Raw genomic sequence first — 12,867 nt, forward strand, 5'->3', positions numbered from 1 at the left:
ATGCTAAAGTTTATTGCCAGATGTCTAATTTTTATACTCCCGGTACTTCTTGTTTATACTTTGGTAGAATATAATTTACGCCAACTTCCTTATGGCGTAAAGGTGAAAAATGAATTTGCCATGGCCAATCGGGAAAAGATAAAAATTCTAGCTCTGGGCTCCAGTCATTTCGAGAGAGGAATAAATCCGGAATATATGGATTCGTTAACGCTGAATTTAGGAAATTCCAGTCAGCGAATAGTAGAAAACTATCGTCTGCTCTTAAAATTTGAACCGCTCCTGCCCAATCTGAAATTGGTTATAGTGGAATTAAGCTTTGATTGGCTTGAAAGGAATAAAAGCAGAACTTCCCCGGTAATAGATAATCTTAACCTTATTTTTTACAATGTGAATACGTTCGAAAGAGACATAAAGCCGCAAGATTATTTGCTTTTTCCATCCAATCCCGATTATTTCAGCAACAGACTGAGGGAGCATCTTTTTAATGAATCTGCCATTAAATTTAACAGGTATGGCTTTGATACCAACAGGTTTTACGGTTCCTACGAGGCTGTGCAACACCGGGATTCATTAATAAGAGATGAAGATATTTTCGTAGAAAACGCCGACGATCCGGAAGCTTTTTCTAGAAATGTAAAGGTTCTCCAACAATTTATTGACTATTGTAAAAAAAGGGGGCTAAAAGTTCTTATATATAGTACCCCCACACACTATCGCTATAATCAACTTCGAGATAATAAAATAGTAGCAAGAAGAGATTCCATTTTAGAGGTTATGCAGAATACCTATCCAAATTTAAATATATATATAGACGAAGAAAATCCTGAGTTTATTACCCCATATTTTTATAATGGCGATCATCTCAACCCAAATGGAGCTGAAAAAGCCACAAAACTGTTAAATACTTATATTGAAGAAAACATTTTTAGGAAATGACCTCCTGCAAAATTTCCAATACAGTTCGCGAATACTTCTCTATATTAAAATTATCTTCAAAATATTTTCGTGAAGACACAGAAAAATTAGAATAGGACATAGGTGTCGTTTCCTGTATAAGCATTAAAATAATGTTCTTCAACTCTTCCGAATTTTCATAAAGGAAACCATTTTCACCAGGCTTTATGATTTCACAAATTGCTCCCGATCCCCGTCCAATAACTGGAATTCCTATAGCATTTGCTTCAGCAACGGTTCTGCCAAAAGCTTCATTCTTACTGTTAACAATTAAAAAATCAAAATGCTTATAAATCTCTGCTTTAGGTAAAAATCCTAAGTGCTTTATATTTGAATTTTCCGGTATTATATTATCCAGATACTGTTTCTCTCCTTCTCCAATTATAATCAATTCTATTTCCTCATCACAATCCGGCAATTGCTCAAATATATCAATAACTTCCTTTTGATTTTTCTGGCTGTTAATCCTTCCTACCATACCAAACCTAATGTTATTGAAATCAGGTTTTGGGAACTTATCTGCGCAATCTTTAAAAGCAACGCCATTATAAACAACATTACACTTAGATTCCCCGAATTCTTCCTTGTAGAATGTTGAAAGAAAATGGGAAGGATAAATGTTTTTTTTTGCACTTTTAAAATACTTAAAAAACTGTCTGCGATTTTCCAGCATAAATCCAGATTCAGGCTCTTCCACAGTTTCGCGGTGGTGCCATACATAAGGAACCTTTAGTTTTGTTGCCACCACTGCTCCCATTGGGGCTAGGGAAGAATTTACATAAATTATATCCGCATTAAAGTGGCGTGCAAAAGCAAGATGTCGCCTTCTGTAAAAGCTGTTTTTAATTCTCTTCTGCCATTTATTTTTCAAGTACCAGATTTTAAAAAGAAAATTACTGTTGCGCCGGTATTTCTCTGCTACTTCAAAATTGTAGATCCAGTTAAAATGAGGAATTACTGTATAAGAAATTTCATTTTCCTGCAGTAGTCTGCATACAGGCTCTTCGGATGGGATAATTACATGCACGCATACCCCCGGTTGTTGCTTCCTAATCCCTAAAATTAGGTCTATTAAGGATGAATTCGCTCCATAAAGAGTTGAAGAATGTGCATAAAAAAGAATCTTCATTAGGTAAATTTTAGCTGAAACGAAGCGTGGTTTCAAAGATAGCCCGGATAAAAGACTTTTCACAACAAATAAAATTTTTAAAATCCCTGGCTCTGGTTTGCCTTTTAAAATGAATAATTAAATTTGCCAAAAATTACGCTATGCTCATTATTGGAATTGCCGGCGGGACCGGAAGCGGGAAAACCACGGTTGTAAACCAAATTATAGACGAATTAAAAAATGAAGAAGTTGATGTGATTTCCCAGGATTCTTATTACCAGGACACGACGCACCTGAGTTATGAAGAAAGGGTGAAAATCAATTTTGACCATCCAAAGTCCATAGATTTTGAACTTCTCGTTTCACATTTACAGGACCTAAAAGCCGGTAATGCAATTGAAGAACCGCTTTATTCCTTTAAAGAACATAACCGCACAGGGGAAACCAGGACCATTGTTCCCCGCAAAGTGCTTATTGTTGAAGGCATTCTCATTCTTACCCATCCGGAAGTCCGCGACATGTTTGATATTAAGATTTACGTTCATGCCGATAGCGACGAGCGCCTTATCCGAAGGTTAAAGAGAGATATTAACGAAAGAGGCAGGGACCTGGATGAAGTCCTGTGGCGCTACCAGACCACCCTTAAACCTATGCACCAGCAATTTATAGAACCCACCAAAGAATTTGCCGACATTATTATTCCTACCAACCGGTATAACACCGTGGCTGTTGATATTGTTCAAACAATCATCAAGGACCGCTTAAGCTAATTTTGTATATTTAGGGCAAATGAAGTGGAAAAAGCTACGTAACAAACCCTGGTTTAGGTTCATTAGCAACAGGTATATTTTGCTAAGCCTCATCTTTGCAGGCTGGATGTTCTTCCTGGACAGCAATTCGTGGTTTATCCATCATGAACTTAATCAGGAAATTGATGAACTTCAGGAAAATAAAGAATATTACCAAAACCAGATCGCTCATGACAAGACTGTGATTAAACAGTTGCAGGATTCAGTTCAGCTTGAGCAATTCGCCAGGCAAAAATACTACATGAAACGTGCAGATGAGGATATTTACATCATCGAGTACGACACGATTGACTAAAACGCTATAGCATTTTTTATAGCTGTTTTAAAAAACTACACATGAAGGACTCACTATTTCAGGAATTTGATGAAGTTTCTGCCCAACAATGGAAACAAAAAATTCAGTATGACCTAAAAGGTGGAGACTATAATGAAAATCTGGTTTATAAAAGCCTGGATGGCATCAATGTAAAACCCTTTTACAGTCCTGAAGATATTCAGCAAAAAATTTCCACTCCTTCTCCTAAAAACTGGAATATTTGTGAACGCATTTTTGTGGCTTCAGAAGAAGTAAGCAACAAAAAAGCCATACATGCATTGGAAAAAGGTGCTGAAAGTCTGTGGTTTATTATTCCGAATCAAGAAATTAAACTTTCAAAGCTACTTAAAAACATTGATGAAGAAATACCTGTTTACCTCAGCACCCAATTTCTATCTTTTGATTACTACGGAAAATTTCAGCGGTTGCTGAATGATAAAAATTATCAAATTTTTCTCCAGCAGGATATTGTAGGAAACCTGGCCAGAACTGGCAACTGGTTCTCCAATCTTAATGAAGATTTTAAGATTCTGGATGAAATCTTCAGCAAATCTGAAGGCTTCAAATCTGTAATTTCGGTAGATGCCGGGTTGTATCAAAATGCCGGTGCCACAATTCCGCAGCAACTGGCGTACGCGCTGGCACATGCAAACGAATACCTCAATCATTTTAACAGAAATAATTTCTTCGGAAAACAGAATGGGTTCAAGCTTCAGTTTATCACCGCTTCCGGCTCCAATTACTTCTTCGAAATTGCCAAAATCAAAGTTTTGCGCTGGCTGTTTTCCACTTTGGCAAAAGAATATCAGCTTCCCGAAAATTGCCATATTCTTTCTATGCCTACAAAACGCAACAAAACCTTGTACGATTACAATGTGAATTTGCTGCGTACCACCACCGAAAGCATGAGCTCGGTTTTAGGTGGAGCCGATGCAGTTTATAATTTGCCTTACGATGCCATTTTTCATAAAAACAACGAGTTTGGAGACCGTATTGCCCGCAACCAGCTACTTGTAATGAAGAATGAAGCTTACCTGGACAAAGTTTCCAATGCCGCAGAAGGTTCTTATTATATTGAAAGCCTTACCCGGCAATTTGCTGAAATGGCTTTGGGTATTTTTAAAGATATTGAAAAAGGCGGCGGATTTTTAAGTCAGCTCAAAGAAGGAATTATTCAGAAGAAAATTCAGGAAAGCGCGCAGGCAGAACAGGAAAAGTTTAATTCCGGCGAACTGGTTTTAATCGGCACCAATAAATATCCAAATCCTGAAGATAAGATGCAAAATGAACTGCAATTATTTCCATTTCTGAAGAAAAATCCGCGAAAAACTTTAATCCAGCCAATCCTCGAAAGACGCCTGAGTGAAGAATTGGAACAGGAAAGATTGGAAAAAGAAAAAGCCGAATAATGATGCAGAGGAAAGATCTTCAACATATCAAACTCAGCGAACCAGATTTAGAATCTAAAATTCGGGATAATTCAGAATTTGAAACTCCTGAAGAAATTTTCTTAAAATCTTCCTATTCCGAAGAAGATATTAAGGAAACTGAACATTTAAAATTCGCGGCCGGGATTCCGCCATATTTGCGCGGTCCATATAGCACCATGTATGTGAGCAGGCCCTGGACCATCCGGCAATACGCAGGTTTTTCCACTGCCGAAGAGAGCAACGCTTTTTACAGGAGGAATCTTGCCGCCGGCCAGAAAGGGCTTTCCGTAGCTTTCGACCTTCCTACGCACCGGGGTTACGATAGCGACCATAAACGCGTGGTGGGAGATGTGGGAAAAGCCGGGGTGGCCATAGATTCTGTGGAAGACATGAAGATCCTTTTCGACCAGATTCCGCTGAACAAGATGTCGGTTTCCATGACCATGAACGGTGCGGTACTTCCTATTATGGCCTTTTATATAGTTGCCGCAGAAGAACAGGGCGTAAAACCGGAAGAACTTTCCGGAACTATTCAGAATGACATTTTAAAGGAGTTTATGGTGCGTAACACCTACATCTACCCTCCTACTCCTTCTATGCGGATTATTTCTGATATTTTTGAGTACACATCCCGAAATATGCCAAAATTCAACAGTATAAGTATTTCGGGGTATCATATGCAGGAAGCCGGTGCCACCTGCGATATTGAACTAGCTTACACTTTGGCTGATGGGCTGGAATATATTCGAAAAGGACTGGAAGCAGGAATGGATATTGACAGTTTTGCGCCGCGGCTTTCCTTCTTCTGGGCCATTGGAATGAACCATTTTATGGAAATTGCAAAAATGAGGGCGGCGCGTATGCTCTGGGCAAAACTGGTAAAACAGTTTAACCCGAAAAACCCAAAGTCCCTGGCGCTAAGAACCCATTCCCAAACCAGCGGATGGAGTTTAACAGAACAGGACCCCTTTAACAATGTTGCCAGGACTTGTATTGAAGCGGCGGCGGCGGCTTTCGGCGGAACCCAAAGCTTACATACCAACGCCCTGGATGAAGCCATTGCCCTTCCAACAGATTTTTCAGCAAGAATCGCCAGGAACACCCAGCTTTATCTTCAGCAGGAAACAAAAATCACAAAAACGGTAGATCCCTGGGCAGGTAGCTATTATCTTGAAAGTTTAACAGATGAGATTGCACATCGTGCCTGGAGTTTAATTCAGGAAGTGGAAGATTTAGGCGGAATGACCAAAGCCATTGAAGCCGGAATTCCCAAAATGAGGATTGAAGAAGCCGCGGCTAAAAAACAGGCCAGGATAGACAGCGGCACCGATATTATTGTGGGCACCAACAAATATCGCCTTGAAAAGGAAGATCCGCTTGTTACACTGGAAGTGGATAATCAAACGGTAAGAAAGCAACAAGTTGAAAGGCTGGAAAAAATCAAATCGGAAAGAAATGCTGAAAAAGTAAGCAAAGCTTTGGCCGATCTATCTTCCGCAGCAAAAAATAAAAGCAATAACTTGCTGGCGTTGGCCGTAGAAGCTGCCAGGCATAGAGCCACTTTGGGAGAAATAAGCGATGCTTTGGAAGAAGTTTACGGCAGGTATAAAGCCAAAGTACAATCTTTTAGCGGAGTATATTCAAAAGAAATGAAAGACAATACTTCTTTTCAAAAAGCAAGGGAACTTGCCGATAAATTTGCCGAACTGGAAGGCCGCCGCCCTCGCATTATGATTGCAAAAATGGGCCAGGATGGCCACGACCGCGGTGCTAAAGTAGTCGCCACGGGTTATGCCGATCTTGGATTTGATGTGGATATAGGTCCGCTTTTCCAAACTCCTAAAGAAGCGGCCAAACAGGCTGTGGAAAATGATGTACATATTTTAGGAGTTTCTTCCCTTGCCGCAGGCCATAAAACCCTTGTGCCACAGGTAATAGAAGAACTAAAGAAACATGACCGGGAAGATATAATGGTAATCGTTGGCGGAGTGATCCCTTCGCAGGATTACCAGTTTTTATTTGATGCCGGTGCAGTAGCAGTTTTTGGCCCCGGAACAAAAATTAGCGACGCGGCTATTCAGTTGCTGGAAATTTTGATTGAAGAAGATTAGATCCACTCTTTTCTAAACCTAAAACCTCGCCTTATGTATGGCTTGAAAACTAATAATGATCGAATTAAAATTTAAGACTTTTAAAAGAGCTCCTTTTTTTGAAATTGCAAAACAGCTGATAAAGGGCAGAGATAAGATTTTGGACATTGGGGCGGGAGAAGGGAGCTTTGCTGATTATCTTCAAAAACTAGACATCTATTTACTCGAAGGAAATCCTGCCAGCGTCGCTAAACTAAAAAAAAGATATAAGAACGTATTTCAAGGTAAACTTCCTGATTTACCTTATGAGAATTCCTTTTTTGATCTTATACATATCAGTCATGTGATTGAACACCTCCATCCTGATGATATGTATAAAACGTTGAAAGAAATGGACAGGTGTTGTAAACCTGGCGGGGCAATAGTGGTCTCCACTCCCCTTTTCTGGAGCGGGTTTTACAATGACCTGTCTCATATAAAACCATACGATCCTCTCGTTCTGGAAAAATATTTTGGTGCGCTTCAAAAACCGAATTCCACTCGTGAAGTTATTTCCAAAAGCTATACAGTAGAGCGGCTTGAATATCGATATATGGAAGAAATTCCAGACTGGAATTTATACAGGTGTAATGGGCTTGTTCTTTTTCTGCTAAAAGTTCTTACCTTTCTAAGAAGAAGTATTTACAAAAAATATATTAGAACCGGATACACTATTGTGCTTAGGAAAGCAAATTAAAATTAATTTGCGTACTTCCGGCAGGAACAAAATTCTGTTGTACCTAAAAGTCAGGATAATCTTAAACACTATTAAATGAAAACATTTACCTGCAATAACTGTGAGAATATTGTTTTTTATGAAAATGATATTTGTGGCTATTGCAGTAGTTTATTGGGATACTGGAACAGGGAGGAAAAAATGCTCGCTGCTAAACCAGGAACAGTTTTTTCTAACAACGAAACATTTTTCAAATACTGCAGAAACCATGAATATGGCGCATGCAATTGGCTTATACCTTTAAATTTCGATATTGAATACTGTGAAGCCTGCCAGTTAAACAGCGTTATCCCTGATCTTGGAGACGCAAAAAGATTAGAAGAATGGCGTAAAATTGAATTCGCGAAACACAGGTTAATCTACAGCCTTAATAAGTTACAACTACTTTTTGTCTTTCCTCAAAAAGACAAGGAAGATCTTAAATTACAATTTCGTTTCCTGGCGCCGGACAATAGTAATGAAGGCGGAAAGAAAATATTAACAGGCCACCTAAATGGCATCATTACTTTAAATGTGGAAGAAGCAGACGATCTGAAAAGGGAGAAGGCAAGAATGCAGATGGGGGAAAAAATGCGCACCTTGCTGGGACACTTCCGGCATGAGATTGGCCATTTTTACTGGGAAGCTCTTATTTTGCCACATCCGGAAAATCTGAGTCAGTTCAGGGATATTTTTGGAGACGAGTCAAAAGATTACGCTGAATCCCTGCAGGAATATTATAGAAATGGGCCCGCAGAAAATTGGCGGGAATCTTTTATAACCAAATACGCCTCTTCCCATCCATGGGAAGATTGGGCAGAAACCTGGGCTCATTATCTACATATTATGGATACCCTGGAAACTGCACATTATTTTGGTGTAAAAATAGAACCACAGGAATTAAAGGCTAAACCCATACAAAGTGCGGGTATAGATCCATACAAAGAAGAAAAGTTTGAAGTAATCGTGAATGAATATATTACTTTAACTATAGCCATAAATTCTTTGAACCGGGGGATGGGAATTCCTGATATTTATCCTTTTATTCTGAACAGTAAAGAAATCATTAAATTAAGTTTTATACATAACCTGTTGTATCAGGGCAAACACTTAAATTAAGAACCTATAAAAATGGACTACACCAAAAAAATGCTTCGTGATGATGCTTTAAAAGGAAAGAATATTGTGGTAACCGGTGGTGGCAGCGGACTAGGTAAAGCGATGACCAAATATTTCCTGGAACTGGGGGCCAAGGTCGCCATCACTTCAAGAAACCTGGAAAAACTTCAAAACACGGCTTCAGAATTAGAAAAAGAGACCGGCGGGAAATGTTTTCCTGTGCAATGTGATGTAAGGCATTACGAGCAGGTGGAGCAAATGCGGGAAAAGGTATTAGAGGAATTTGGAGGTGTAGACATCCTGCTTAACAATGCCGCGGGCAATTTCATTTCCCCTACCGAACGTTTGAGTGCAAATGCTTTTGACACTATTATTGACATTGTTCTTAAAGGAAGTAAAAATTGCACCCTTGCTTTTGGGAAACAATGGATTGATAAAGATGAAAAAGACAAAGTTATTCTTAACATTGTGACCACCTATGCCTGGACAGGATCTGCTTATGTTGTTCCGAGTGCTACCGCAAAAGCCGGTGTTCTGGCCATGACGCGTTCCCTTGCCGTGGAATGGGCAAAATACGGCATCCGCTTTAACGCCATTGCTCCTGGGCCTTTCCCCACTAAAGGCGCCTGGGACAGGTTGCTTCCGGGGGATCTGAAAGATAAATTTAACCTGGCTAAAAAAGTTCCGCTTAAACGTGTGGGCGAGCATCAGGAACTGGCAAATTTAGCCGCTTACCTGGTTTCAGATTTTTCAGCTTATGTGAATGGAGAAGTGATAACTATAGACGGTGGAGAATGGCTTAAAGGAGCAGGGCAATTCAATTTATTAGAAGCAATTCCCGAAGAAATGTGGGACCAGCTGGAGGCCATGATAAAAGCGAAAAAAAGCAATTAGGTTTAGGATTTAAAACTTCTGGTTTTCAGGTTTCAAGTTTAAAGTATAAAGTTTCAGGTTTAGAAATTTAAAGTTGCGGGGTTACCTTTCCTGATAATGGGCAAAAATACTTCCCATTAATTTCAGAAATTGCAAACTTTCATTATTCACCAGCCATTAAAAAATTTCCCCGCAAATCCCGCAGATTATCGTAGAAATCCCAAACCGGTTATTCATTTTTCACTGAACTTTCCACTCTCTTCACCCTTCCCCATTCACTACAGACTAAAACCTGGAACAAAAAATTAACAACATAGAACCCACAACCGATATTCCTTTATAAGCTGTTAACAAAATCATTTTATATACCTATAATTAATTGTATTTTTACGCTTCAAAAATCGACTACAATTAATGGGTAAAATCATTGCTATTGCCAACCAGAAAGGTGGTGTCGGGAAGACTACAACTTCAGTAAACCTGGCGGCATCGCTGGGGGTATTAGAGAAAAAAGTGCTGCTTATTGATGCCGACCCCCAGGCGAATGCAACTTCGGGATTGGGAATTGATGTGGAAACTGTGGAATCGGGCACATATCAGTTGCTGGAACATTCCACAAATGCCACCGATACCGTAATGCAAACCGGTTCTCCAAACCTGGACATTATCCCTGCGCATATAGACCTTGTGGCCATAGAAATTGAGCTGGTAGACCAGGAATCGAGGGAATATATGCTGAAAAAAGCCATAACTCCTTTAAAAGATAATTACGATTATATTTTAATTGACTGTGCTCCTTCTTTGGGACTACTCACCCTTAACGCCCTTACGGCTTCAGATTCAGTAATTATTCCAATCCAGTGTGAATATTTTGCCCTGGAAGGTCTTGGCAAACTGCTGAACACCATTAAAAGCGTTCAGAAAATCCATAACAATAAACTGGATATTGAAGGGCTTCTGCTTACCATGTACGATTCCAGGCTAAGGCTTTCCAACCAGGTGGTGGAAGAAGTGCAGAAACATTTTGATGAAATGGTATTTGAAACAATCATTCAGCGAAACGTGCGTTTAAGTGAAGCCCCCAGTTACGGGGAAAGCATTATAAACTATGATGCCGGCAGCAAAGGTGCCAGCAATTACCTGAGCCTGGCGCACGAAATTATTAAGAAAAACTCCTAGAAAATGGCGAAGGCTACGAAGAAACAGGCTCTTGGACGCGGACTTTCAGCATTGCTGAAAGACCCGCAGAACGATATAAAATCTGCAGAAGATAAAAATGCCGATAAACTGGTGGGCCATATTGTGGAACTGGACCTGGCTTCTATTGAAGTAAACCCTTTCCAGCCCAGGACCAGCTTTAATGAAGAATCACTGAAGGAACTTGCTTCTTCCATCAGGGAATTAGGAGTAATCCAGCCAATTACCGTTAGGAAACTGGATTTCAATAAATATCAACTTGTTTCCGGAGAAAGACGTTACCGGGCTTCTAAGCTGGTAGGACTGGAAACAATTCCGTCATACATTCGTATTGCCAACGACCAGGAATCTCTGGAAATGGCGCTTGTTGAAAATATCCAGCGCCAGGACCTGGACCCCATAGAAATTGCCCTTTCTTATCAGCGCTTAATGGACGAAATTAGCCTTACCCAGGAACAGCTGAGTGAAAGGGTGGGAAAGAACAGGTCTACAATTGCCAATTATCTAAGATTGTTAAAACTGGACCCTATCATACAAACAGGCATGCGGGATGGTTTTATGTCTATGGGGCATGGCCGCGCTTTGATTAATGTGGACGACCCACAAATGCAGCTGGATATTTATGAAAAAGTGCTGGAAAGATCACTTTCTGTAAGAGATACTGAAAAACTGGTGCGGGAAATGCAGGAAGGAAAAACCGGCAAGTCCAAAACGGCTTCCAGGACACCTTCAGTAGCGCCGGTTTATAAAAAAGGAGTGAAAGAATTTTCAGAATATCTTGGAGCCAGGGTTGATGTAAAGGTCTCAAAAAAAGGAAGCGGGAAATTAACCATTCCTTTTAATTCCGAAGAAGATTTCAACCGCATCAAAAAACTTATCCAGGGTGAAGATTAAAACGCTCATCTTAACAGGAGCATTGCTTTTGTGCATTTCCGGCATCTGCACAGCACAGGAAGATTCCCTTGCCGTTGCACCAAAACGAGCGCTGGATTCCCCTGTTTTAAATGAAGATTCCGAACCTTACAACCCTCTTGCCCCGGCCAAGGCAGCCTTTTTCTCTGCCATTCTCCCGGGGTTGGGCCAGGCTTATAACGGCCAGTACTGGAAAATCCCCATTGCTTATGCCGGGCTGGGAATTGGAGTTTACTTTTACATAGATAATGATGAAAAATACAACCGCTACCGGGATGCCTATAAATCCAGGCTCGCCGGCAGGGAAGACGATGAATTTTTTGGTTCGATTTCTACCAGCAGGCTCATAGATGCGCAGGAACTTTTCCAGCGCAACAAAGAGATTTCTATCCTCGTAACCGTGGGAATCTACATTCTCAATATCGTGGATGCCAATGTAACGGCTCACCTGCAACAGTTTAATGTTAACGAGGACCTTAGCTTAAAGCCGAAAATGAACTATGATGTTTTAACGGGCAAACCTAACTACGGCTTGTCCTTAAATTTTAATTTTTAATGAAAATTGCACTTTTAGGATACGGGAAAATGGGAAAAGCGATTGAAGAAATCGCCGCCAACAGGGGCCATGAGATTGTGCTTCGTGTTTCTGAAGATATAGAAAGCTATAACCTTAAAGAAATTGAAATAGACGTTGCTATTGATTTTAGTGTTCCCAAAGCAGCCTTTAAAAATATTACCACGGCATTTAAGAATAAGATCCCGGTTGTTTCCGGCACCACGGGCTGGCTGGACGATTATGAGAAGGCTACTGAAATATGTAAAAAAGAAGACGCCGCTTTTATTTACGCGTCAAACTTCAGCATTGGAGTGAATGTTTTTTTTGAATTGAATAAAAAGCTGGCTCAGATGATGAAGGGCCTGCAGGACTATTCTGTAGAAATTGAAGAAATACATCATACTCAAAAACTGGATGCGCCCAGCGGGACAGCTATAAGCCTGGCACAACAAATAATTTCAGAAAATCCGAATAAAAAAGGCTGGCAGCTGGACCATGCCGATAAAGATGAAATTCCCGTACATGCAAAGCGGATTACCGATGTTCACGGGACACACACCGTTTCCTATAAATCCACCATAGATACTATTGAAATTATGCATATGGCACATTCCCGCCAGGGATTTGCCCTTGGCGCAGTAATTGCCGCTGAATGGCTAAAGGACAAAAAAGGCGTTTATACGATGAAGGATGTTCTAAGCAGTCTTTTTGAATAATTTTTAGTAACAAATTAGCTTTTTGCGTTACCT

Annotated in this window: 13 protein-coding genes; 12 read left to right on the forward strand and 1 reads right to left on the reverse strand. The window is 40.2% G+C overall.

The window, feature by feature from the left end:
* Positions 1 to 936 carry a hypothetical protein gene (locus tag RM553_RS08390; protein ID WP_311534470.1) on the forward strand — a complete coding sequence of 312 codons (936 nt, stop codon included), beginning with the start codon at positions 1 to 3 and terminating at the stop codon, positions 934 to 936.
* Here RM553_RS08390 and RM553_RS08395 read toward each other — a convergent pair.
* Positions 926 to 2,083 carry a glycosyltransferase family 4 protein gene (locus RM553_RS08395; RefSeq protein WP_311534471.1) on the reverse strand — a complete coding sequence of 386 codons (1,158 nt, stop codon included), beginning with the start codon at positions 2,081 to 2,083 and terminating at the stop codon, positions 926 to 928. The genes RM553_RS08390 and RM553_RS08395 overlap by 11 nt on opposite strands.
* 140 nt (positions 2,084 to 2,223) lie before the next feature.
* On the opposite strand from RM553_RS08395, the gene udk reads away from it, so the two are divergent.
* From udk to dapB, 11 genes are all read left to right on the forward strand, one after another.
* On the forward strand, positions 2,224 to 2,832 hold the full coding sequence (gene udk / locus RM553_RS08400) for a uridine kinase (protein WP_311534472.1): 609 nt from the start codon (positions 2,224 to 2,226) through the stop codon (positions 2,830 to 2,832).
* Between the two features lie 19 nt (positions 2,833 to 2,851).
* Entirely contained in the window at positions 2,852 to 3,166 is a 315-nt protein-coding gene (locus RM553_RS08405; protein WP_311534473.1) for an FtsB family cell division protein, read from the forward strand.
* Between the two features lie 41 nt (positions 3,167 to 3,207).
* Positions 3,208 to 4,596: a methylmalonyl-CoA mutase subunit beta gene (locus RM553_RS08410; RefSeq protein ID WP_311534474.1), complete on the forward strand. Its 1,389-nt coding sequence runs from the start codon at positions 3,208 to 3,210 to the stop codon at positions 4,594 to 4,596.
* A gap of 2 nt (positions 4,597 to 4,598) precedes the next feature.
* Positions 4,599 to 6,728: a methylmalonyl-CoA mutase gene (gene scpA / locus RM553_RS08415; RefSeq protein ID WP_311534549.1), complete on the forward strand. Its 2,130-nt coding sequence runs from the start codon at positions 4,599 to 4,601 to the stop codon at positions 6,726 to 6,728.
* A gap of 55 nt (positions 6,729 to 6,783) precedes the next feature.
* Positions 6,784 to 7,443: a class I SAM-dependent methyltransferase gene (locus RM553_RS08420; RefSeq protein WP_311534475.1), complete on the forward strand. Its 660-nt coding sequence runs from the start codon at positions 6,784 to 6,786 to the stop codon at positions 7,441 to 7,443.
* Between the two features lie 75 nt (positions 7,444 to 7,518).
* On the forward strand, positions 7,519 to 8,580 hold the full coding sequence (locus RM553_RS08425; protein WP_311534476.1) for a zinc-binding metallopeptidase family protein: 1,062 nt from the start codon (positions 7,519 to 7,521) through the stop codon (positions 8,578 to 8,580).
* A 12-nt stretch (positions 8,581 to 8,592) separates the two neighbouring features.
* Positions 8,593 to 9,474 (forward strand): SDR family oxidoreductase, encoded by an 882-nt coding sequence (locus RM553_RS08430; RefSeq protein ID WP_311534477.1) that lies wholly within the window; start codon positions 8,593 to 8,595, stop codon positions 9,472 to 9,474.
* Positions 9,475 to 9,867: 393 nt separating this feature from the next.
* A complete protein-coding gene (locus RM553_RS08435; protein ID WP_311534478.1) occupies positions 9,868 to 10,632 on the forward strand; it encodes a ParA family protein in 765 nt (254 codons plus the stop codon).
* A gap of 3 nt (positions 10,633 to 10,635) precedes the next feature.
* The gene (locus RM553_RS08440; protein WP_311534479.1) at positions 10,636 to 11,544 is read left to right on the forward strand and encodes a ParB/RepB/Spo0J family partition protein; all 909 of its coding nucleotides are present in this window, start codon (positions 10,636 to 10,638) and stop codon (positions 11,542 to 11,544) included.
* Complete coding sequence (locus RM553_RS08445; RefSeq protein ID WP_311534480.1) at positions 11,534 to 12,118, forward strand: DUF5683 domain-containing protein; 585 nt, start codon at positions 11,534 to 11,536, stop codon at positions 12,116 to 12,118. Before RM553_RS08440 ends, RM553_RS08445 begins: the two co-directional genes overlap by 11 nt.
* Positions 12,118 to 12,834 carry a 4-hydroxy-tetrahydrodipicolinate reductase gene (dapB, locus tag RM553_RS08450; protein WP_311534481.1) on the forward strand — a complete coding sequence of 239 codons (717 nt, stop codon included), beginning with the start codon at positions 12,118 to 12,120 and terminating at the stop codon, positions 12,832 to 12,834. Before RM553_RS08445 ends, dapB begins: the two co-directional genes overlap by 1 nt.
* Positions 12,835 to 12,867 lie beyond the last annotated feature (33 nt).

The sequence above is a fragment of the Autumnicola tepida genome (assembly GCF_031846485.1).
In the GTDB taxonomy this organism is placed as follows: Bacteria; Bacteroidota; Bacteroidia; order Flavobacteriales; family Flavobacteriaceae; genus Autumnicola; species Autumnicola tepida.

Excerpts from the sequence above, each read along its gene's own strand:
- scpA (WP_311534549.1), top strand. The coding sequence starts at position 4,599 with ATGCAGAGGAAAGATCTTCAACATATCAAACTCAGCGAACCAGATTTA.
- RM553_RS08430 (WP_311534477.1), top strand. The coding sequence starts at position 8,593 with ATGGACTACACCAAAAAAATGCTTCGTGATGATGCTTTAAAAGGAAAG.
- RM553_RS08435 (WP_311534478.1), top strand. The coding sequence starts at position 9,868 with ATGGGTAAAATCATTGCTATTGCCAACCAGAAAGGTGGTGTCGGGAAG.
- RM553_RS08425 (WP_311534476.1), top strand. The coding sequence starts at position 7,519 with ATGAAAACATTTACCTGCAATAACTGTGAGAATATTGTTTTTTATGAA.
- udk (WP_311534472.1), top strand. The coding sequence starts at position 2,224 with ATGCTCATTATTGGAATTGCCGGCGGGACCGGAAGCGGGAAAACCACG.
- RM553_RS08405 (WP_311534473.1), top strand. The coding sequence starts at position 2,852 with ATGAAGTGGAAAAAGCTACGTAACAAACCCTGGTTTAGGTTCATTAGC.
- RM553_RS08390 (WP_311534470.1), top strand. The coding sequence starts at position 1 with ATGCTAAAGTTTATTGCCAGATGTCTAATTTTTATACTCCCGGTACTT.
- RM553_RS08420 (WP_311534475.1), top strand. The coding sequence starts at position 6,784 with ATGATCGAATTAAAATTTAAGACTTTTAAAAGAGCTCCTTTTTTTGAA.
- dapB (WP_311534481.1), top strand. The coding sequence starts at position 12,118 with ATGAAAATTGCACTTTTAGGATACGGGAAAATGGGAAAAGCGATTGAA.
- RM553_RS08395 (WP_311534471.1), bottom strand. The coding sequence starts at position 2,083 with ATGAAGATTCTTTTTTATGCACATTCTTCAACTCTTTATGGAGCGAAT.
- RM553_RS08440 (WP_311534479.1), top strand. The coding sequence starts at position 10,636 with ATGGCGAAGGCTACGAAGAAACAGGCTCTTGGACGCGGACTTTCAGCA.
- RM553_RS08410 (WP_311534474.1), top strand. The coding sequence starts at position 3,208 with ATGAAGGACTCACTATTTCAGGAATTTGATGAAGTTTCTGCCCAACAA.